23 protein-coding genes are annotated in these 21,923 nt (G+C 32.0%); 22 read left to right on the top strand and 1 reads right to left on the bottom strand.

Annotation, left to right across the window (positions count from 1 at the left end; genetic code table 11):
* Positions 1 to 975 carry a quinone oxidoreductase family protein gene (locus tag CR143_RS03390; protein WP_099340431.1) on the bottom strand — a complete coding sequence of 325 codons (975 nt, stop codon included), beginning with the start codon at positions 973 to 975 and terminating at the stop codon, positions 1 to 3.
* A gap of 33 nt (positions 976 to 1,008) precedes the next feature.
* Between CR143_RS03390 and CR143_RS03385 the strand changes: the two genes are divergently transcribed.
* From CR143_RS03385 to CR143_RS03280, 22 genes are all read left to right on the top strand, one after another.
* Positions 1,009 to 1,461, top strand: a complete 453-nt coding sequence (locus CR143_RS03385) for a tetratricopeptide repeat protein (RefSeq protein ID WP_099340430.1) — start codon at positions 1,009 to 1,011, stop codon at positions 1,459 to 1,461.
* Between the two features lie 111 nt (positions 1,462 to 1,572).
* A complete protein-coding gene (locus tag CR143_RS03380) occupies positions 1,573 to 1,941 on the top strand; it encodes an NADH-quinone oxidoreductase subunit A (protein WP_099340429.1) in 369 nt (122 codons plus the stop codon).
* Entirely contained in the window at positions 1,938 to 2,456 is a 519-nt protein-coding gene (locus CR143_RS03375) for a NuoB/complex I 20 kDa subunit family protein (RefSeq protein ID WP_099340428.1), read from the top strand. The genes CR143_RS03380 and CR143_RS03375 overlap by 4 nt, the downstream gene beginning before the upstream one ends.
* A gap of 2 nt (positions 2,457 to 2,458) precedes the next feature.
* Positions 2,459 to 3,043: an NADH-quinone oxidoreductase subunit C gene (locus tag CR143_RS03370; protein WP_099340427.1), complete on the top strand. Its 585-nt coding sequence runs from the start codon at positions 2,459 to 2,461 to the stop codon at positions 3,041 to 3,043.
* A complete protein-coding gene (locus tag CR143_RS03365) occupies positions 3,043 to 4,218 on the top strand; it encodes an NADH-quinone oxidoreductase subunit D (protein ID WP_099340426.1) in 1,176 nt (391 codons plus the stop codon). The genes CR143_RS03370 and CR143_RS03365 overlap by 1 nt, the downstream gene beginning before the upstream one ends.
* Positions 4,215 to 4,811 (top strand): NADH-quinone oxidoreductase subunit NuoE, encoded by a 597-nt coding sequence (nuoE, locus tag CR143_RS03360; RefSeq protein ID WP_099340425.1) that lies wholly within the window; start codon positions 4,215 to 4,217, stop codon positions 4,809 to 4,811. Before CR143_RS03365 ends, nuoE begins: the two co-directional genes overlap by 4 nt.
* Complete coding sequence (nuoF, locus tag CR143_RS03355; protein ID WP_099340424.1) at positions 4,812 to 6,083, top strand: NADH-quinone oxidoreductase subunit NuoF; 1,272 nt, start codon at positions 4,812 to 4,814, stop codon at positions 6,081 to 6,083.
* Positions 6,084 to 8,120 carry an NADH-quinone oxidoreductase subunit NuoG gene (gene nuoG, locus CR143_RS03350; protein WP_099340423.1) on the top strand — a complete coding sequence of 679 codons (2,037 nt, stop codon included), beginning with the start codon at positions 6,084 to 6,086 and terminating at the stop codon, positions 8,118 to 8,120.
* Entirely contained in the window at positions 8,120 to 9,121 is a 1,002-nt protein-coding gene (gene nuoH, locus CR143_RS03345) for an NADH-quinone oxidoreductase subunit NuoH (protein WP_099340422.1), read from the top strand. The genes nuoG and nuoH overlap by 1 nt, the downstream gene beginning before the upstream one ends.
* Positions 9,118 to 9,609, top strand: a complete 492-nt coding sequence (gene nuoI, locus CR143_RS03340) for an NADH-quinone oxidoreductase subunit NuoI (protein WP_099340421.1) — start codon at positions 9,118 to 9,120, stop codon at positions 9,607 to 9,609. The genes nuoH and nuoI overlap by 4 nt, the downstream gene beginning before the upstream one ends.
* Positions 9,606 to 10,226 carry an NADH-quinone oxidoreductase subunit J gene (locus CR143_RS03335; protein WP_099340420.1) on the top strand — a complete coding sequence of 207 codons (621 nt, stop codon included), beginning with the start codon at positions 9,606 to 9,608 and terminating at the stop codon, positions 10,224 to 10,226. Before nuoI ends, CR143_RS03335 begins: the two co-directional genes overlap by 4 nt.
* A complete protein-coding gene (nuoK, locus tag CR143_RS03330) occupies positions 10,219 to 10,530 on the top strand; it encodes an NADH-quinone oxidoreductase subunit NuoK (protein WP_239923090.1) in 312 nt (103 codons plus the stop codon). The genes CR143_RS03335 and nuoK overlap by 8 nt, the downstream gene beginning before the upstream one ends.
* Entirely contained in the window at positions 10,531 to 12,435 is a 1,905-nt protein-coding gene (nuoL, locus tag CR143_RS03325; RefSeq protein ID WP_099340419.1) for an NADH-quinone oxidoreductase subunit L, read from the top strand. It begins immediately after the preceding gene.
* A gap of 1 nt (position 12,436) precedes the next feature.
* A complete protein-coding gene (locus tag CR143_RS03320; RefSeq protein WP_099340418.1) occupies positions 12,437 to 13,915 on the top strand; it encodes an NADH-quinone oxidoreductase subunit M in 1,479 nt (492 codons plus the stop codon).
* The gene (gene nuoN, locus CR143_RS03315; protein ID WP_099340417.1) at positions 13,912 to 15,321 is read left to right on the top strand and encodes an NADH-quinone oxidoreductase subunit NuoN; all 1,410 of its coding nucleotides are present in this window, start codon (positions 13,912 to 13,914) and stop codon (positions 15,319 to 15,321) included. Before CR143_RS03320 ends, nuoN begins: the two co-directional genes overlap by 4 nt.
* Positions 15,322 to 16,020 (top strand): biotin--[acetyl-CoA-carboxylase] ligase, encoded by a 699-nt coding sequence (locus CR143_RS03310; protein ID WP_099340416.1) that lies wholly within the window; start codon positions 15,322 to 15,324, stop codon positions 16,018 to 16,020. It begins immediately after the preceding gene.
* Entirely contained in the window at positions 16,017 to 16,778 is a 762-nt protein-coding gene (locus tag CR143_RS03305) for a type III pantothenate kinase (protein WP_099340415.1), read from the top strand. Before CR143_RS03310 ends, CR143_RS03305 begins: the two co-directional genes overlap by 4 nt.
* Positions 16,778 to 18,448 (top strand): ribonuclease J, encoded by a 1,671-nt coding sequence (locus CR143_RS03300; protein WP_099340414.1) that lies wholly within the window; start codon positions 16,778 to 16,780, stop codon positions 18,446 to 18,448. Before CR143_RS03305 ends, CR143_RS03300 begins: the two co-directional genes overlap by 1 nt.
* Before the next feature lie 12 nt (positions 18,449 to 18,460).
* Positions 18,461 to 18,703, top strand: coding sequence for a DUF1467 family protein (locus tag CR143_RS03295; RefSeq protein WP_204524584.1), 243 nt, complete (start codon positions 18,461 to 18,463; stop codon positions 18,701 to 18,703).
* Positions 18,703 to 20,025: a proline--tRNA ligase gene (proS, locus tag CR143_RS03290; RefSeq protein ID WP_099340412.1), complete on the top strand. Its 1,323-nt coding sequence runs from the start codon at positions 18,703 to 18,705 to the stop codon at positions 20,023 to 20,025. The genes CR143_RS03295 and proS overlap by 1 nt, the downstream gene beginning before the upstream one ends.
* 1 nt (position 20,026) lies before the next feature.
* Complete coding sequence (locus CR143_RS03285; RefSeq protein WP_099340411.1) at positions 20,027 to 21,250, top strand: lipoprotein-releasing ABC transporter permease subunit; 1,224 nt, start codon at positions 20,027 to 20,029, stop codon at positions 21,248 to 21,250.
* Positions 21,243 to 21,923, top strand: coding sequence for an ABC transporter ATP-binding protein (locus tag CR143_RS03280; protein WP_099340410.1), 681 nt, complete (start codon positions 21,243 to 21,245; stop codon positions 21,921 to 21,923). Before CR143_RS03285 ends, CR143_RS03280 begins: the two co-directional genes overlap by 8 nt.

The following is a 21,923-nucleotide window of genomic DNA, read 5'->3' as shown; positions in this document are numbered from 1 at the left end:
TTACGGAACTAAAATCGAAGGGCCCGTTAATTTTCTAGCCTCTAATTCTTCGTGAGCTAGTACTGCATCTTTAAGTGCAAATTTTTTAAATATTTTAACTTTAAATTTACCTGTTTTGATTGCATCAAATACAGTGTTTGTACTATTAACTAATTCTTCCCTTGTTACCGTATAATGTGCAATTGAAGGACGAGTAAAAAATAATCCCTTTGGTGCGATATGTTTTTTAGGATCAACCTTTTCAACTAGTCCTGATGCATTACCAAAGGAAACCATGGTTCCGCGGATTGCTAAACATTCAATGGACTCTTCAAATGTTTTAGCGCCCACACCATCGTAAACCACATCAAGCATTTTTCCATTTGTAATTTCTTTTACCTTTTGCGAAAAACTTTCCTTTGAATAATTAATGACAAAATCACAGCCATTTTCCTTTGCAATTTTAACCTTATCTTCTGAACCAACGGTGCCAATAACTTTGCATCCTAAAGATTTTGCCCACTGACATAACACTTGGCCAACTCCACCTGCGGCAGCATGATATAAAATAAATTGATCTTTTTTAACTTTATAAGCTCGGTGTAATAAATATTCAGAGGTAATTCCCTTAAGCATAATGCATGAGGCAATTTCATCTGAAATGTAATCTGGAATTTTTACTAATTTTTCTTGCGGATAAACTTGTTTTTCTGAATACGATCCTGGAGGTGCAGCAGCATGGGCAACACGGTCACCAACTTTAAATTCTTTTACATCTGATCCAACCTCTTCAATTACTCCAGCAGCCTCAAGGCCGATCCCTGTTGGAAGGGGTAAAGGGTAGGTCCCTGCACGGTGATAAACATCGATATAATTTAATCCAATTGCTTTATTTCTTATTAAGACTTCATTGGGTGCTAGCTTTTTAAGCTCCACATCTACAAACTTCATCACGTTTGTATTACCAGTCTCTGTAATTCTAATTGCTTTAACCATTTTTTGTAATTATGATTAAAACATATTTTAGTTATGATAAAAACTATTTTTCTTACAGTTTTACTTGCATTTTCACTTAGCACTTTAGATCTAAAGGCTGCAGACTCTGGTCCGTCTCCAGAAATTATTAAAAAAACTAACCCAACTTACGCTGAGGCAAAAACTTTAGTTAAAAGTAAAAAGTTTGATAAGGCAGCTGTAATGTTAGAAGAACTATTAAAAGATAGTAAAAATGCAAGCAATCCTGACATTTTAAATGACTACGCTTATTCACTTAGAAATCTAAAACAGTTTGAAAAGGCAGAAAAATTTTACTTAGCAGCTCTTAAAATTAATCCAAAGCATCCTGGTGCAAATGAGTATTTAGGTGAACTTTATCTTCAAACAAAGCGACCTGCCGAAGCTAAGAAAATTTTAGAAGTTTTAAAGACTTGTAACTGCGAAGAATACAAAGAATTGAAAGAAAAAGTAGAAAAGTATAAATAATTTCCTCTAAATAACCCCTTTAAATACAATAACTTTTTTAAGAAAATCTATTCACAGTTGTGTCAAATTGAATGTTTGGTTGTCTTTATTCTTATTATATAAGAATGACCAATGTTCTTTGAATACTTACAAAACTATCTTACTATTTTAATATTTTTGTTCGTCGCCATCGGAGTTGGAATAGCCTTTATTGTTGTTAATTTTCTGTGCGCTCCAAGCAAACCCGATGCTGAAAAACTATCAGCTTATGAGTGCGGATTTGAGCCTTTTGGAGATTCAAGAATGAAGTTTGATGTGCGTTTTTATTTAGTATCTATTCTTTTTATTATTTTTGACCTTGAGGTTGCTTTCCTTTTTCCATGGGCAATCACCTTAGGTCAGATCGGCTCTTTGGGGTTTTGGTCCATGATGATTTTCCTTGGAACTTTAACTGTTGGTTTTATTTATGAGTGGAGAAAAGGAGCTTTGGATTGGGAATGATACAAAATAAATTAGACCAAGTTCCAGAAGAATTTAAAGAGCTCGCAAAAGAGTTTACTGAAAAAGGTTTTATAACAACTTCCAGTGAAAATTTAATCAATTGGGCAAGAACAGGCTCTTTACATTGGATGACCTTTGGACTTGCTTGTTGTGCAGTTGAGATGATGCAAACGTCCATGCCACGATATGATCTTGAAAGATTTGGAGCAGCTCCTCGAGCATCCCCAAGACAATCCGATGTGATGATTGTTGCTGGAACTTTAACAAATAAAATGGCTCCAGCACTTCGTAAAGTTTATGATCAAATGCCAGAGCCTCGTTATGTAATTTCCATGGGTAGCTGTGCTAATGGTGGTGGCTACTATCATTATTCATATGCTGTAGTTAGAGGTTGTGACCGGGTTGTTCCTGTTGATATTTATGTTCCAGGCTGCCCTCCATCTGCAGAAGCTTTGCTCTATGGAATATTGCAATTACAGAAAAAAATTAGAAGAGAAGGCACAATCGAAAGATAATTATGCAAAAAGTAAACTTAGATCCAAATTTAAAAAGTGAGTTTAAATCTTTAGTAATTAGTGAAAATTTTTCAGAACCAGTTCTTGAAATTTCAACGGAGGAGTTGCCAAAGTTATTAATTTATCTTCGTGATAGTAAAAGTTTAAGATTTAGACAGTTAGTTGATATTTTAGGTGTGGATTATCCAAAACGAGCTAACCGATTTGATGTTATCTATTTATTATTAAGTCACGAATTTAATAATCGTATTACCGTTAAGACTTCAGTTAAATTAGATGAAGCTCTACCAAGTGTGGTGCCAATATTTCCGGTTGCAAATTGGTTTGAAAGAGAAGCTTTTGATATGTACGGAATTAAATTCACCAACCATCCAGATCTTCGACGAATTTTAACGGATTACGAATTTGAAGGTTATCCGCTTAGGAAGGATTTTCCATTATCGGGTCATACAGAGGTTAGATATGATGATGAGCTTAAAAAAGTAGTGTATGAGCCAGTAAAACTAGCTCAAGCTTACAGAGATTTTGACTTTGAGTCCCCATGGGAGGGAACCAAATACATTAAAAAAGAACAGGACAAGAGATAATGGCTAAAGAAACAAAAACAATGAATCTTAACTTTGGTCCGCAGCACCCTGCTGCGCACGGAGTATTAAGATTAATTCTTGAACTGGATGGTGAAGTAATTGAAAGAGCAGATCCACATATTGGATTGCTTCATAGAGGAACGGAAAAATTAATTGAAAACAAAACATACACCCAAGCAGTACCGTATTTTGATCGACTGGATTATGTTGCACCAATGAACCAGGAGCATGCCTTTGCTCTTGCCATTGAAAAATTATTAGAAATTAATGTTCCTGCACGAGGCAGTTATATTCGAGTTATATTTTGTGAGATTGGAAGAATTTTAAGTCATATTTTAAATATTACAACGCAAGCATTGGATGTTGGTGCATTAACACCTTCTCTTTGGGGTTTTGAAGAGAGAGAAAAGTTAATGGTATTTTATGAGCGAGTTTCAGGTTCACGGTTGCATGCAAATTATTTTAGACCGGGTGGAGTTCATCAAGATTTTCCAGTTGGACTTAAAGAAGATATTTTAGAATTTTGTAAAAATTTTCCAAAAGTTATCGATGATTTAGAAAATTTATTAACAGATAATAGAATTTTTAAACAAAGAAATGTGGATATTGGTGTTGTCAGTCCGCAAGATGCAGTGGCCCATGGATTTTCTGGAGTGATGTTAAGGGGCTCTGGTATTCCTTGGGATTTAAGACGATCGCAGCCGTATGAAGTATATGACAAATTTAAATTTAAAATTCCAATTGGAAAAAATGGTGATTGTTATGATCGATATCTTTGTAGAATTGAGGAAATGAGAGAAAGTACAAAAATTATTGTGGACGCTTTAAACACTATTCCAGATGGACCTGTGATGACAACCGATGGAAAAGTATCACCACCTTCAAGAGCTGCTATGAAAAAATCAATGGAAGCTTTAATTCACCACTTTAAATTATTCACTGAAGGTTATCATGTTCCAAAAGGAGAAGTGTACGCTTGTGTTGAAGCACCTAAGGGTGAGTTTGGAGTTTATTTAATTGCAGACGGTTCTAACAAACCTTACCGATGCAAAATTAAAGCGCCGGGCTTTGCACATTTACAAGCAATGGATTATGTCGTTAAAGGTCATATGTTGGCAGATGTTCCAGCTGTACTAGGTTCAATGGATATTGTTTTTGGAGAAATTGATCGATGAGTGGAAAACATGTTGCAAAAGATCAACCCGCTACATTTGAATTTAATGCAAATAATCAAAAACGTATTCAGGAGATTTTAAAAAAATACCCAACAGAGCGAAAAAAGAGTGCAGTTATGCCACTTTTAGATCTAGCGCAAAGACAGCATGACAATTGGATTCCAAATGCTGCAATAAGAAAAATCGGTGAGATTTTGGAAGTTCCTTACATAAACGTTTATGAAGTTGCAACTTTTTACACCATGTACAATCTGGCGCCCGTTGGAAAATATTTCGTACAAGTCTGTACCACTTCTCCATGCATGATTAGAGGCTCTGGTAAAATTGTTAATCTTTGTAAAAAACATATTTCTGAAAATGAAGGAAAATTGAGTAGTGATAAAAAAGCTTCATGGATTGAAGTGGAGTGTTTAGGCGCATGCGTAAGTGCACCTATGATGCAAATCAACGATGACTTTTACGAAGATTTAACTGAGGAGACTGCAACTAAAATTTTTCAAGGAATAAAAAACGATAAGTTACCAAAACCAGGATCGCAAAAAGGGCGGGTGGGTTTTGAGCCAAGTAAACGATTATCATTGGTAAAAAATTAAATGCTGCAGGATAAAGATAGAATATTTACAAATTTATATGGTGACTTTGGTAGAGATATTAAATCTGCAAAAGCTCGAGGGGATTGGAAAGATACAAAAGATATTATCGCTAAGGGAAAAGATTGGATTATTAATGAAGTTAAACTTTCAGAACTTCGTGGTCGAGGTGGCGCTGGATTTCCAACGGGAGTTAAATGGTCCTTTGCGCCAAAGGAAGTCAAACCAGGTCGACCTCATTATTTAGTTATCAATGCCGATGAGTCTGAACCTGGAACTTGTAAAGACAGAGATATTTTAAGATTTGAACCTCAAAAATTAATTGAGGGATGTTTAATTGCATCTTATGCAGTGAATGCAAACACCTGTTATATTTATATTCGTGGTGAATATATTGCTGAAAGTAAAATTTTACAGGAAGCAATCGATGAAGCTTATAAAGAAGGATTAATTGGAAAAAATGCTTGTGGTACCGGATTTAATTTAGATATTTATATTCATCTTGGAGCTGGTGCATATATTTGTGGAGAAGAAACGGCATTACTTGAAAGCTTAGAAGGAAATAAAGGTCAGCCAAGATTAAAACCACCTTTCCCAGCTTTAATTGGTCTTTATGGATGTCCAACCATTGTAAACAATGTTGAAACCATTGCGGTGGTGCCAACCATATTAAGAAGAGGTGGAAAATGGTTTGCAGGATTTGGACGAACTAAAAATACAGGAACAAAAATTTTCTGTATTTCTGGAAATGTAAATAACCCATGTAATGTGGAAGAAGAAATGGGAATTCCCCTTAAAGATTTAATTGAAAAACATGCAGGTGGAGTAATTGGTGGCTGGGATAATTTACAAGCAGTTATTCCAGGTGGATCTTCAATGCCGTTATTAAGTAAAAAAATTTGCGATACCATAAAAATGGATTTTGATGCATTAGTTGAGGCTAAAAGTGGCCTTGGAACTGCTGGAATTGTCGTAATCGATAAGTCGCAAGATATAGTTAAAGTCATAGCCAGAATTGCTAGATTTTATAAGCATGAAAGTTGTGGTCAGTGCACTCCGTGCCGTGAAGGCTCTGGTTGGATGTGGAGAATGTTAGAGAGAATTGCAAAAGGGGATGCTGAGGTTCATGAATTAGACATGTTAATGGATGTGACCAAACAAATCGAAGGTCACACTATTTGTGCATTCGGTGAAGGATCCTCTTGGCCAATTCAGGGTTTGCTAAGACATTTTAGAACTGAAATGGAAGATAGATTAACAAATAAAAATATATAGATGCCAAAAGTTAAAGTAGATGGAATTGAAGTAGAAGTGCCACAGGGCGCAACGGTTTTGCAGGCATGTGAAGTTGCTGGAAAAGAAATTCCAAGATTTTGTTATCACGAAAGATTATCCATCGCTGGAAATTGTAGAATGTGTTTAGTGGAGATGGAAAAATCTCCAAAACCCGTTGCTTCATGTGCAATGCCAGTGGCTGACGGCCAAGTAATTTACACCAATACTGAAATGGTTAAAAAAGCAAGACAAGGTGTAATGGAGTTCTTGCTTATCAATCACCCTCTAGATTGTCCTATTTGTGATCAAGGTGGAGAGTGTGATCTACAAGATCAATCGATGAAATATGGAGTTGATAAATCTCGATATGAATTAAATAAAAGATCAGTAAAAGAAAAATATATGGGACCGTTAATAAAAACGGTCATGACAAGATGTATTCATTGCACTCGTTGCATTCGTTTTGCATCTGAAGTTGCTGGTGTACCAGATCTTGGTGCAATTAACCGTGGTGAAAATATGGAAGTGACAACATATTTAGAAAAAACCATTGACTCAGAATTATCAGCAAACGTTATAGATCTTTGCCCAGTTGGCGCCTTAACATCAAAGCCTTATGCTTTTGAAGCAAGACCTTGGGAGTTAACTAAGACAGAAAGCATCGATGTTATGGATGCAGTTGGATCAAATATTCGTGTGGATACTAAAGGTTGGGAAGTTAAAAGAATTTTGCCAAGATTAAATGATGAAATTAATGAAGAGTGGATTAGTGACAAATCTCGTTATGCTTGCGATGGATTATTGAAAAACCGATTAGATACTCCTTTCATTAAAGTTGATGGAAAACTTAAAGCATGTAGCTGGGATGAGGCTTTTAAATTTATTTTAGATAACACAAAGGGTTTCACAGGAGATAAAGTTTTTGGAGCAGTTGGAGATTTAGTAGATGTTGAAAGTATGTATATGTTTAAGAAATTTTTTAAAGATGTTTTATCTTCAGACAATATTGATTTCAGACCAACCAATTATCACATCGATACATCTCATAAGGCTAATTATCTTTTCAACACATCCATTGCACGTTTAGAAGAAGCGGATTTAGTAGTTTTAGTTGGGACTAATCCAAGGCTTGAAGCAACTATTTTAAATGCTCGTATTCGAAAGGCTTATTTGGCTAGAAAAACCAAGGTTTATTCAATTGGTGATGTAGGGGAACTTACTTATCCCTATGAAAATGTCGGTTCTTCATTTTCTGCAATAGGTGAAATTTTAGCAAAAAATGGAAAAATTTATAACAGTCTTAAATCTGTAAAGAAGCCAGTATTTATAATTGGCGAGTCAGGACTGAGCTCAAATGGTGAATATGTATTAGAGTCAGTTAAAAAGATTTTAAAAGAAAATAATTTTATAAACAATGACTGGAATGGTTTAAATATTTTACATCAAAACGCATCTAGTGTTGGTGCAATTTATTTAAATTTAATCAAACCTAATTTTTTAGATAAATTGAATGATGATATTTTAAAAGTAGTTTATCTTTTAGGTGCAGACCAGATTAAGATTAATACTAAAAATAAATTTATAATTTACCAAGGATCACATGGTGGATTGAATAGTAAAATTGCAGATGTAATTTTACCAGGTGCGGCCTACACAGAAAAACAAGGTTTATATGTTAATACCGAAGGCAGAGTTCAAAATGCGAATAAAGCGAGTTTCCCTCCAGGCGATGCTAAAGAGGATTGGAAAATATTTAGAGCTTTGTCTGAGGTTTATAAAAAAACAATTGATATTAACACCCATGAAATTTTAAGAGAAAATTTATTTAAAGATTTTCCAATCTTTAAAGATATAGATCAATTACCAACTTTATCTTTAGAAACTTTAACATATAAAAATATTACTCCGATAAATGGCAATATTAAAATTGCTGATTTTGATTTTTATTCTTCAAACATCATTGCAGCTTCCTCTAAGACTATGGATGAATGCAAAAAAGCAAAACAAGTTTTGCAAAAAACGGGAACGGATAACTAATGTTGTTTGAATATTTAAATATTGTTCTCTACGATCTTTTAAAGATTACCGCACTACTTGTTCCAGTTTTAATTGCTGTAGCAATGATTGTTTGGGTAGATCGAAGAGTATGGGGAGCAGTGCAACTTAGAAAAGGACCTAACGTTGTTGGACCCTTTGGATTGTTACAAACTGCTGCCGATGCACTTAAATATATTTTTAAAGAAGTAATTATTCCAATCCATGCAAATAAAGTTATTTTTATAATTGCACCTATTGTGACCATGTCCTTAGCACTAATCGCTTGGGCAGTTATTCCATTTAGTGAAACTTTAGTACTTGCAAATATTAATGTTGGAATTTTATATATTTTTGCAGTCTCTTCCCTTGGTGTTTATGGAATTATCATGGCAGGATGGGCATCAAATTCTAAGTATCCATTCTTAGGAGCACTTAGATCTGCTGCGCAGATGGTTTCTTACGAAGTCTCCATTGGATTTATTATTATAACCGTTTTGCTATGTGCAGGTTCTTTAAACCTAGTAGATATCGTCCTTGCACAGAAGAATATTTGGTATGCCATCCCATTATTCCCAATGTTTGTTATCTTTTTTATCTCTGCACTTGCAGAAACCAATAGACCTCCCTTTGATCTACCAGAGGCTGAAGCTGAATTAGTTGCTGGATATCAAACTGAATATTCAGGAATGATGTATGCTCTATTCTGGTTAGGTGAATATGCAAATATTTTACTTTTATGTGGCCTTGGTTCAGTTTTATTTTTAGGTGGATGGTTATCTCCAATAGATGCTTATCCGTTTAATGCAATTCCAGCCCCACTTTGGTTAATATTTAAAATATTATTTTTATTTATCTTATTTGCTTTGGTGAAAGCCATAGTGCCTCGATATCGATATGATCAATTAATGAGACTAGGTTGGAAAGTGTTTTTACCATTCTCATTATTCTGGGTGGTGTTAACAGCGGCTTTTTTATATTTTTTTAACTTATTACCAAAATGAAATTAAAATTTTCTAGAATATTAAAAATTATCTTTTTGTCTGAATTTGTTAAGGGACTTTATATTGCTTTCATTTATATGTTCAAAAGAAGAGCAACTTTAAATTATCCTTTTGAAAAAGGTTCAATCAGTCCAAGATTTAGAGGAGAGCATGCATTACGACGTTATCCAGATGGAGAAGAAAGATGCATTGCTTGCAAACTTTGTGAAGCAGTTTGTCCAGCTCAAGCTATTACCATTGAAGCAGAACCTCGTGAGGATGGATCTAGAAGAACCACACGATACGACATTGATATGTTGAAATGTATCTACTGTGGTCTTTGCCAAGAGTCTTGTCCTGTGGATGCAATTGTTCAAGGACCTAATTTTGAATTCGCAACAGAAACTAGAGAAGAGTTGTATTACAATAAAGAAAAACTTTTAGAAAATGGTGATCGTTGGGAAAAAGAATTAGCTCATAACATTAAGGTAGATAAGTCGTTTCGATGATTGCGCACGCGTTAATTTTTTACCTGTTGTCCTCAATAACTATTCTCTCAAGTATTATGGTTATTTCTTCAAAAAATACCGTTCATTCAGTTTTCTTTTTAATTTTAGCCTTTGTAAATGTTTCCTGCTTATTCATTATGATCGGAGCTGAGTTTGTTGGAATGATTTTATTAATTGTTTATGTGGGCGCTGTTGCAGTTTTATTTTTATTTGTGGTGATGATGTTAGAGGGAAATTTTATAAAAATTAAACAAGGCTTTTTACAGTACATGCCCTTTGGATTATTAATTGCAGCAGTTATATTTTTTGAATTAATAATTATTATTGGCAGCTGGCAGTATAGACCTGAATTTATAAAGACCGCTAAAATTGCATACGATGCCAATGAGACCAACACTGAGCAAATTGGAAAATTACTTTACACCGATTATTTCTTACCCTTCCAGTTATCTGGAGTGGTTTTGTTAGTGGCTATGATAGGGGCTATTTTATTAACTTTTAGACGTAGAGATAACATTAAAAGACAGGATATTTTAAAGCAGTCATCTCGTGAAAGGGAGGACTCCATTGAGCTTGCAGATCCTGAGAGCAACAAGGGAGTGAAGATCAATGATTGAAGTTACATTAGCCCATTATCTTTTTTTATCAGCAATTATTTTCACACTTGGTGTTTTTGGAATATTTGTAAATCGTAAAAACGTGATCGTTATTTTAATGTCCATTGAATTAATTTTACTTTCGGTAAATATTAACCTTGTTGCCTTCTCCGTTTATTTACAAAATATTACAGGACAAATTTTTACTCTTTTTATTTTAACTGTTGCAGCTGCAGAGGCTGCAATTGGACTTGCGATACTTGTTGTCTTTTTTAGAAACAAAGGATCGATTCAAGTTGAAGATATCAACTCGATGAAAGGTTAAATGCTATATTTAATTTTATTTTTACCATTACTTGGATCTTTTATTTCTGCTTTTTTTTACAAAAAGATTGGAGATAAAACATGTCAGATCTTAACATCTGCATTCATTGTTATCGGTGCAATACTTTCTTCTATAATTTTATTAGATACTATTAAAACCGGAAAAACTTATGAGTATCCAATTTTTAATTGGATAACCTCTGGAACGTTAAAACTTCATTGGTCTATTTATGTGGACTCACTCACAGCTGTGATGCTTGTTGTTGTAAATTCTGTATCTGCACTAGTTCATATTTATTCAATTGGTTACATGAGTCATGATCCGCATAAGCCAAGATTTATGTCTTATCTTTCTCTTTTTACTTTCATGATGTTGTCCTTAATTACAGCTGATAATTTTTTACAATTATTTTTTGGTTGGGAAGGTGTTGGACTTGCATCTTACTTATTAATTGGTTTTTGGTTTAAGAAAGAAAGTGCAAACAATGCTTCAATGAAAGCTTTTATAGTAAACCGTGTCGGAGATCTTGGTTTACTAATTGCAATGTTTTTAATTTTTAAAACTTTTGGAACTTTAACATTTAGCGAAGTATTCACTCAAGCTGCAGAGCAATCAAAAAACACTATAAAAATTTTTGGAGGTGAATTTAATTTAATTACAACTATTTGTGTATTTTTATTCATTGGTGCCATGGGAAAATCTGCACAAATTATTTTACACACCTGGCTTCCAGATGCTATGGAAGGACCAACACCAGTTTCTGCATTAATCCACGCTGCAACCATGGTAACTGCTGGAGTATTTTTAGTTGCAAGATGTTCACCATTATTTGAGTACTCACAATATGCTTTAAATTTAGTTGCATTTGTTGGGGCAACCACTGCGATTTTTGCAGCAACCGTTGCCATCGTTCAAACTGATATAAAAAGAATTATCGCCTATTCAACGTGTAGCCAATTAGGTTACATGTTTTTTGCAGCAGGAATGGGGGCTTATAATATTGCTATATTTCACTTATTTACCCATGCTTTTTTTAAGGCTCTTCTTTTCTTAGGAGCAGGTTCAGTCATTCATGCATTCCATGATGAACAGAACATAGAAAAAATGGGTGGAGTTTGGAAAAAAATTCCAATGACTTATGCGTTAATGGTAATTGGAACTTTAGCATTAACAGGATTTCCATTACTTGCAGGATTTTATTCAAAGGATGCAATTATAGAGTCAGCTTATTTTTCTAAAAGTTTATTTGCAGGTTATGCATTTGTCATAGGCTTAACCACAGCTTTTATTACTTCAGTTTATTCTTGGCGATTAATTTTTAAAACTTTCCATGGCAAATATAATAATGCCATGAGCTTTGATAAAGTTCACGAATCCGGACTTGTTATGATTATTCCATTAGTTGTTCTTGCAATTGGTGCAATATTTTCAGGGTATGTTTTTCATGAAATATTTATTGGTGAGAATACAAAATTCTGGGGTAAGGCAATATTTTTCTTAAAGCAAACTGCACATGGTCATCCACCGTTATGGTTGCTAATTTTAATTCCAACTTTAGTAATTTCCGCAATACCTTTATCATTTATTTTATTTTTAAAGAGAAAAGATATTGTTGAAAATTTTATTAATAGTCAAAAACCCTTGTATAATTTTTTGGTTAAAAAATGGTACTTCGATGAATTATACGATTTTATTTTTGTAAGACCCTTTAGAAGTATTGGTAATTTTTTATGGCAAAGAGGGGATGTTAAAACCATAGATGCTTACGGTCCTGATGGAATAGCAAGAGTTGTAAAAAATTTATCTGATCGAGCAAGTAGTATGCAGTCTGGTTATTTATATCATTATGCAACAATTTTATTAATTGGTTTAATCATCATTGTTACGTTTTTAATTATTATTTAATATGAGCTTTCCAATTTTAACTTTTTTAACTTTCTTTCCATTAGTCGGAGTAATTTATATTTTACTTAGACGTGGAACCGATGAAGTTGTTGAACGCTCTTCTAAAAATATTTCAATATTAGTTTCACTGGTCAATTTTATTGTTTCATTATTTTTATGGAGCAAATTTGACACAACAAATCCCGGCTTTCAATTTGTAGAAGAGTCGGCTTGGATTAAAAATTTTGTTTCATATAAAATGGGTGTTGATGGTGTTTCAATATTTTTAGTTTTACTTACAACTTTTATTTCTCCCCTTTGTATTTTTGCTGCGATCAATAGTTTAAAGAAAAGAATTAAAGAATTTTTAATTGCAATCTTGATCATGCAGACATTTATGATCGGGGTATTCTGTGCATTAGATTTATTCTTATTCTTTTTATTCTTTGAAGGCGGACTAATTCCAATGTTTTTAATTATTGGAATTTGGGGTGGTGAAAGACGGGTTTATTCTGCATTAAAGTTCTTTTTATATACGTTTTTAGGGTCAATTTTCATGCTGATTGCAATTATTGCCATCTATTGGAACATGAACACATTAGATCTTGTTAAGTTAATGGGAGCCAAAATTCCTGAAAACTTGCAATACTGGATGTGGTTAGGTTTTTTTATTTCATTGGCTGTAAAACTTCCAATGTGGCCATTTCATACTTGGTTACCCGATGCCCACGTTGAAGCACCAACGCCAGGATCTGTAATCCTTGCTGCCATCTTACTTAAAATATCTGGCTATGGATTTATAAGATTTTCTCTCGGTCTATTTCCAATTGCCTCTCACTATTTTGCAAATTTTGTATTTGTACTAAGTGTTATTGCAATTATTTATGCATCTTTTGTTGCGCTTATGCAAAAAGACATGAAAAAGTTGATTGCATATTCCTCAGTTGCTCACATGGGATATGTCACCATTGGAATTTTTTCATTTACCAAACAAGGAATAGATGGGGCAATTTTTCAAATGATTAGTCATGGATTAATTTCTTCATCATTGTTCTTATGTGTTGGAGTTCTTTATGACCGAGTGCACAGTCGATTAATTGAAGATTATTCAGGTGTTGTAAATATTATGCCAAAATTTGCTTTAGTTTTTGTATTTTCATCCCTTGCAAATGTAGGTCTGCCAGGCACTAGTGGATTTGTTGGTGAGTTTTTAACTTTAATTGGAACTTTTAAAGTAAATTATATCGTATCCATACTTGCAGCAACGGGAGTTATTTTATCAGCTGCCTATTCATTATGGTTATGCAAGCGTGTTGTGTTTGGCGAATTTAAAGTTAACAATCACGGTGAAAAATTATTAGATTTAGATGCTACAGAATTTGTTATTTTATTTTTATTGATGATTTTAACAATTATATTTGGTGTATACCCAAACTTAATTTTAGAACCCATTTCATCATCAGTTGATTTAATTGTTAAAAATATGGGAGCTATTAAATGATAAATATTATTCCAGAAATATTTTTATTATTAAGCTCATTCACTCTATTAGTCATTGGTGTTTTTTCAAAAACTTTTAATAAATTTTTAAATTATATTATGCTGGTATTACTCGCTGGCTTAATTTTTGTTATTTATTTTAATTTCTCAGGATCTGCCACTCTATTTTCAAACAGTTACACCATTGATCCTTTATCTAACTTTATGAAAATTTTAGTTCTTGTTTCTGTTCTATTTACAGTTTTAATTTCAAACTCTTATTTAGAAAGATTAAATATTGCTAAATTTGAATATCCAATCATTTTATTACTTTCAACACTTGGAATGTTTGTAATGATTAGTGCAAACAACCTAATTGTTTTTTATTTAGGATTAGAACTTCAATCATTATGTCTTTATGTTCTTGCTGCAATTAACACTAAGTCTCTTAAATCATCGGAAGCAGGCTTAAAATACTTCGTTTTAGGCTCATTATCCTCTGGTCTCTTATTATATGGTTGTTCATTAGTTTATGGATTTACAGGCTCTGTTGACTATTCTGCAATTGCTAAAGTTGCATCAGAACAAAGTGGAGCTTTAAAATTCGGGTTAGTTTTTATTCTTTGCGGAATAGCATTTAAAATATCAGCGGTGCCATTTCATATGTGGGCTCCAGATGTTTATGAAGGGTCGCCTACATCAGTTACAACTTTCTTTGCCATGGCTCCTAAAGTTGCAGCCATAGCAGCATTGATAAAATTTTTAAATGTTCCTTACGTAAACTTTATTAATGAATGGAAGACTATTATTATTATTTTATCCATTGCCTCCATGTTTCTTGGAGCGGTCGCAGCAATTGGTCAAAATAATTTAAAAAGACTTATGGCCTACAGTTCCATAGGTCATGTTGGTTTCATCCTTGCAGGTCTTGCCATAGCAACCCCGCAGTCTTTGAGCGCAGTTTTAGTTTATATTGTCATATACGTATTTATGAATATCGGCGTTTTCGCCTGCATCATGTGTTTAAATAGAAATGGTGTTTATTTTGAAAATATTTCTGATCTTTCTGGTCTTTCAAAGCATCATCCGCTCATTGCCGTTTGTTTAACTATTCTTACTTTTTCATTAGCAGGAATCCCGCCGCTTGCTGGTTTTTTTGCAAAATTTTATATTTTCTTCGCAATTATTCAGCAAAAAATTTACTACCTTGCAGTTATAGGATTGTTGTCTGCTGTCATTGCAGCCTTTTATTATCTTCGAATTATTAAAGTTATTTATTTTGATCCAGCTAAAGAAAGTTATGATAAAAAAATTAGTTATGGTTTAAAATTTTCATTAATCGTTTCAACCGTAGTTGTATTGTTTTATTTTATTGATCCATCCACATTAAATACCATTGTAGAAAATATTACGAAAAATATAAAATAAATGAGTTTGCCTATTTTTAATTTTACAAAAATAGAGAGCACTAATGATTTTGCTCGAACATTAATTACAGAACATAAAATTAGTAAAGGAATAGTTACAGCTGATGAGCAAACAAAAGGGCGTGGAAGGTTTGGAAATCAATGGTCATCCCCTAAAGGAAATTTATATTTTACTATTTTTTTTCCAATTCTAAGATCTAATTTAAAAAAAATTCAATTTTTAGTTCAATTACAGATTAGAAATATTTTAAAAAAATATCGTATTAAAAATCTTTCATTAAAATGGCCCAATGATCTTTATATTAATAATAAAAAAGTCTGTGGAATACTTCAGGAAAGTATTGTTTTCAAAAAGTTTTTTTTAATTATTGGCATTGGAATTAATATTCAATCCTCACCTAAAATTAAGAAATACCCAACCACATATTTAAATAAAGAGGCTAAAAAGAAAATAAATCTCAATGAATTGGTTGAAAAACTTAAGGCAGCTTTTATTAGTAATATTATCAACAAAAAACATTCATTTAAAAATATTTTAAAAGAATGGAATAAATATGCTTTTAACAAAAATAAGTTTATAAATTTCAAGACAAAAAATAAGATTTATAGAGGTATTTTTAGAGGTATTAACAATAACGGTGCTTTAATTTTAGAGCACAATAATCGCAAAGATTATTTTAGCCATGGTAGTTTAATTTGAATTATTTAATCATTGATATCGGTAATACTAATATAGATTTTACTAATTTTAATAAAATTACAAATAAATTTTTTAACCAATTTACCGTTGATACTTCTGATATTTTAAAAGGTCGTCTCGGCAGTGTTAATAAAAAAATTAAAAAGAATTTTTATAAAGGCGCAATGTGTTCAAGCGTTGTTCCAAAGGCATTTAATAAATTAAAAAAATTACTAAAGGGAAAAAATATTAATCTAAATGAAGTCAAAGATAGAAATATAAATTTACCTATTAAAATTAAAATTAATAAACCAAACCAAGTAGGTTCCGACCGAGTAGTTAATTCTATTGCAGCTTATAAAATTTATAAAAAAAATTCAATTATCATTGATTTTGGAACGGCGACTACCTTTGATGTTATTATTAAAGATACTTATGTGGGCGGAATGATTACCCCTGGTATTAATCTGTCCTTAAAGGTCTTAAAAGAAGCAACTGCTAAACTTCCTCTTATAAAATTAAAGAAAACTAGCAAATTCATAGGAAAAGATACTGTGAGCGCCATGAATAACGGTATGTATTGGGGCTATATTGGTTTAATTAAAGAGCTAGTGCAAAAAATTATTATAGAAACAAAGAAAAAATATTTAGTTATTTTTACTGGTGGACTTGCAAATATTTTCTATTCTTCATTTCCATTTAAAGACAAAGTCATTGATCAGCAAATAACCTTAAGAGGTATAGCTGAAACTCTAAAATTTAATTTAAAAAATATTTAATGGTTAAAGGTGGACAAGAGTTAGTTTATTGCTCGCTGGGTGGAGCAGGTGAAATTGGAATGAATTTGAACTTATTTGGCTACGGTAAGCCAGGTGAGTACAAATGGATTATCGTTGATATCGGCGTTACTTTTTCAGATGATAATATTCCAGGAATTGAAGTCATTTTGCCTAATCCAGAATTTATTGCAGATCAGAAAGAAAATTTATTAGGAATTGTTTTAACCCATGCCCATGAAGACCACGTTGGCGCAATCGCACATTTATGGCCTATGCTCGAGTGCCCAATTTATGCAACTCCATTTACCGCAGCAATTGTAAGAGAAAAGTTTAAAGAACTAAAAATTAATATCGGCAGCCATTTAAAAATTGTTAAGTTAGGCGGCAACGTTAAACTTGGAGCCTTTGATATTGATTACGTAACACTTACCCATTCTATTTTAGAACCCAACGGACTTGCAATCACAACACCAGAAGGCGTTGTTTTACACACCGCAGATTGGAAGATTGATGATGATCCTTTAATTGGCGAAAAAACCGACATTAAGAAATTAACGGAAATTGGAAAAAAAGGTGTTCTCGCAATGGTTTGCGATTCAACTAATATTTTTAATTTAGGATCTTCTGGTTCAGAAAGTTTAGTAAGAACTGGACTTTTTACTGTTTTAGAAAAAATGAAAAACAGAATCGTTATTACATCCTTTGCCTCAAATGTTGCAAGAATGGAAACGGTATTTAAAGTTGCAGAAAAAATTGGCCGACAAGTTTGCTTAGTTGGAAGATCTATGAATAGAATTTATCAACTGGCAAGACAATGTAATTATTTACAAGATATAAAAGTCCCAATTGATGTTAGAGATTCAAAAAAAATTCCAAAAAATAAAATTGTTTTTCTTTGTACTGGCTCACAAGGAGAACAACGCGCAGCATTAGCAAGAATTGCAAATGGAACGCATCCAGATCTTCAACTTGAAAAAGATGATAATGTTATTTTTTCATCTCGAATAATTCCAGGAAATGAGAAAAAATTATTTAAAATTTTTAACGATTTTTCTAAAAATGATATTAATGTTTTATCAGAAGAAAACTCTATGATCCACGTATCAGGACATCCTGCCCGAGAGGATCTTAAAAAAATGTATAATTGGATAAAACCAAAAATTTTAATCCCAGTTCACGGCGAACAAAGACATATGGCTGAGCATATAAATTTTGCAAAAGAAATGGGCGTTAAGTTTCCAATTAAAGTAAGCAATGGTGAAATTATAAGACTTTCACCAGGTGAGCCCAAGGTAGTTGATAAAGTGACTTGGGGTAGAGTTTATTTAGATGGAAAAGTTTTAATTGATAATGACTCGCCCGTTTTAAAAGAGAGAAGAAATATGGCAGCTAACGGCTATATGGAGATTACTGTTTTAATTTCTAAAAATGGGCAAATAAAAAACAATCCAGTGATTACCTTAAAAGGAATCCCCTTAATCGATGAAGATGCAAGTGAGATAGAATATGATTTAGAGGATATCGTAATGGATACTTGCAAAACTTTTAATTTAAATAATTCAAAACAAGAAAAGAATTTAATCGATACTTTAAAAGGAAACTGTAGAAAATTAATTAACGATAAATCTGGAAAAAAACCCTTAGTAAATATTAATTTAGTTAGACTTTAGTGTATGTCGATAATGGGTGGAGTTATTATTTATGTAAATCTATGGATGGTTATTTTGTTCATGGTTTTGCCTTTTGGCATTAAAAATCAAGTTGATTCTGCAAATTATCAAAAAGGTACTGACCCTGGGGCACCTGTTGAATCTAAAATGAAAAAAAAGATTTTAATTACCACACTTATAACAACCGTTATTTTTTCTTTAATCTTTGCAGCAGACAAATTAGATTTGTTTAATATTAGAAAGTTATTATTTTAATGCTGATTTCAAAATTATTTTTTCCAGTTCTTAGAGAAGTTTCAGCTGATGCTAAATTAAAATCTCATCAATTAATGCTTAAAGCTGGAATGATCAGACAAAGTGCAGCAGGAATTTATTCTTGGCTGCCATTAGGACTTAAAGTTTTAAAGAAAATTGAACAGGTGGTCAGAGAAGAGCAAGATAATGTTGGTGCTCAAGAAATGTTAATGCCAACAATTCAATCAGCAGATATTTGGAAAGAAAGTGGTCGATATGATGATTACGGACAAGAAATGCTTAGAATTAAAGATCGAAGTGATCGAGAGTTATTGTACGGACCAACTAATGAAGAGCTTATTACTGAAATTTTTAGGGACAATGTAAAATCATATAAATCCTTACCTTTAATACTTTATCATATTCAGTGGAAATTTAGAGATGAGATTAGACCAAGATTTGGAGTTATGCGTTGTAGAGAATTTTTAATGAAAGATTCCTATTCTTTTGATCTAACAAAAGAGGACGCTCTTAAATCTTATAATAAAATGTTTTATGCATATCTTAGAACATTTACTAGATTAGAATTAAAAGCATTACCTCTTCGAGCAAGTTCAGGTCCCATTGGCGGAGATAACTCCCATGAATTTATTATTTTAGCAGATACTGGAGAGAGCCAAGTTTATTTAGATAAATCATTGTTAAATATCGACATTCATAGTTTTGATAATTCTGAAGCATCAATTAATAAAATGATTTCAGCATTTTCCACTCCTTATAGCGCGACCGATGAAAAACATTCTGAAAAAGAATTTAATGAAAAAGTTTCTAAAGCTAATCAGGTGGTTACCAAAGGAATAGAAGTAGGTCACATCTTTTATTTTGGAAATAAATATTCAAAACCAATGAAGGCAAATGTTTTAAATAAAGAGGGAAAAAATGTGCATGTGGAAATGGGCTCTTATGGAATTGGAGTTTCAAGACTGGTTGCAGCAGTTATAGAGGCAAAATGTGTGCAAGGGGTTATGAAATGGCCTTTAGTAATCTCTCCATTTGATATTGCAATAATACCTCTCAATAATAAATCAGATACAGCGCCTTTAGATAAAGCTAGAAAGATTTACGAAACTTTAAAAGCTAATTCAATTGATGTCATACTAGATGACACTTTAGAAAGCCCATCAAGCAAATTTAAAAATTTTGATTTAATAGGAGTTCCTTTTCAAATTATTATTGGCTCAAAAAGTAGTGAAGATAAATTTGAATTTAAAGAGTTAAATGCAAAAACTGAAATGTTATCAATTGATGAAATAATAAAAAAAATTAAAAAATTAAAAGGTTAAATTGATTTCTTCTGCTGAGTTATTAATCATTAAAAGTTACATTCGATCAAAGAAAAAAGATAGTTTTTTAAAAATTATTTCTGTTTTTTCTTTTCTTGGCATTGCCATAGGTGTTGCAACTCTCATTATTGTAATGTCTGTTATGAATGGTTTTCGTGCTGAATTATTTGATAAATTATTAAAATTTAATCCTCATATTATTGTTCAATCCATAAGTAATGAAGAATTAAGCATTCCTAAAATTACTGAGTTTTTTAATGAAAGAAAAATTGAGGTTAAAAGTATTAGAAAAGTTATTAAAGCTCAGGGGTTATTAGTAACTGAACGGAGCAATTCTGGGATAGGAATTATTGGGATTAATAAAGAGGATTTAGCTAAAGAAGAATTTATCAAAGAGTTTTCTGGTTATGAAAAAGGATCAGTCATTATAGGCTCTGCCTTAGCGGATAAACTTGGAATTAAGCAAAATAGTAAAATAAGTGTGTTGTCAGCCAATAATATCTCAACTCCCTTTGGAAAAGTTCCTCAACAATTTACATTTAAAGTAGCCTCCACTTTTTCAAGCGGGGTATCGGAGTTAGATTATAATTATATTTTCATTCCTTATAATGATGCTTTGGATTTTATAAAAAAAAATAAAAATCTTATTTCTGTAGATATTAAAATTAAGGATGTAAATAATGTTGATCTTTATAAAAAAGAATTAGAGAAAAATTTTCAAAATTATTATTTTACCACTTGGATTGATAACAATAAAACATTTTTTGATGCCTTGTTAGTTGAGCGTAATGTGATGTTTATTATTTTAACTCTCATAATTATCGTTGCAGCATTTAATATTGTAACTGGTATGACAATTTTAGTTAAAAATAAAACAAAAGAGATTGCAATTTTTAACACCCTTGGCATGTCGAAGTTTTCAATTTCAAAAATATTTTTTATTATGGGTTCATTTATTGGAATTACTGGAACTATATTTGGAGTAGTTCTTGGCATAGTTTTTGCTCATAACATTGAGGCCATTAGACAGTTTGTAAGCTATGTTTTTCAGGTTAGAGTTTTTCCTCCAGAAATATATTTCTTAAGTAAAATGCCTTCGCTTATTGATTATAAGTCAGTGCTTATTATCTGCTTTTTTTCAGTATTAATTACATTTTTTGCAAGTTTATATCCTGCAATTTCAGCATCAAAACTTAATCCAATCAAAGGGTTAAAATATGACTGATAGTTTCTTAAAGTTAAATAATATTCAAAAGAAATATCTCGATGCTAGTAAAAATATTCAAGTTTTAAATGGAGTTAATTTATCCTTTAATAAAAATAATATTGTTTCATTAGTCGGTCCATCTGGATCAGGAAAATCAACATTGCTTCATATTTTAGGTTTACTAGAGATCGTCGATCAAGGTGAATACTTCTTTAATGATGTTAATTTAATTAACCTAAAAGATGATCAAAAAACTATTTATAGAAGGAAAAATATTTCAATCGTTTATCAATTTAATAATTTAATTTCTGATCTTCGTGCAATTGATAATGTTGTTCTGCCTTTGTTAATTAATAAATTAGATAAGAATGATTCTTTTAAAAAAGCTGAAAGTTTACTTGATAAACTTGGTTTAAAAGAAAGACTAAATCATTACCCCCATGAATTATCTGGAGGAGAACAGCAACGTGTTGCTATTGCTAGAGCATTAATTAATGAACCTGAACTAATTTTAGCAGATGAGCCAACGGGTAATTTAGATAGTAAAACTGCAAATGAAGTCTTTGAAATACTTTTAAGTTTAAAATCAAAAGAAAGATTAATTATTTTTGCAACTCATAATAGAGAATTATCTGATAAAGCAGATATTCAGTTAGCTATTCAAGATTCTAATGTTAGAATTTTGAATTAG

Origin of the sequence: Candidatus Fonsibacter ubiquis, assembly GCF_002688585.1 — a bacterium.
Taxonomy (GTDB): domain Bacteria; phylum Pseudomonadota; class Alphaproteobacteria; order Pelagibacterales; family Pelagibacteraceae; genus Fontibacterium; species Fontibacterium commune.
Note: the sequence above shows the minus strand (reverse complement) of the source record. Positions and strands in the feature narration are given on the sequence as shown.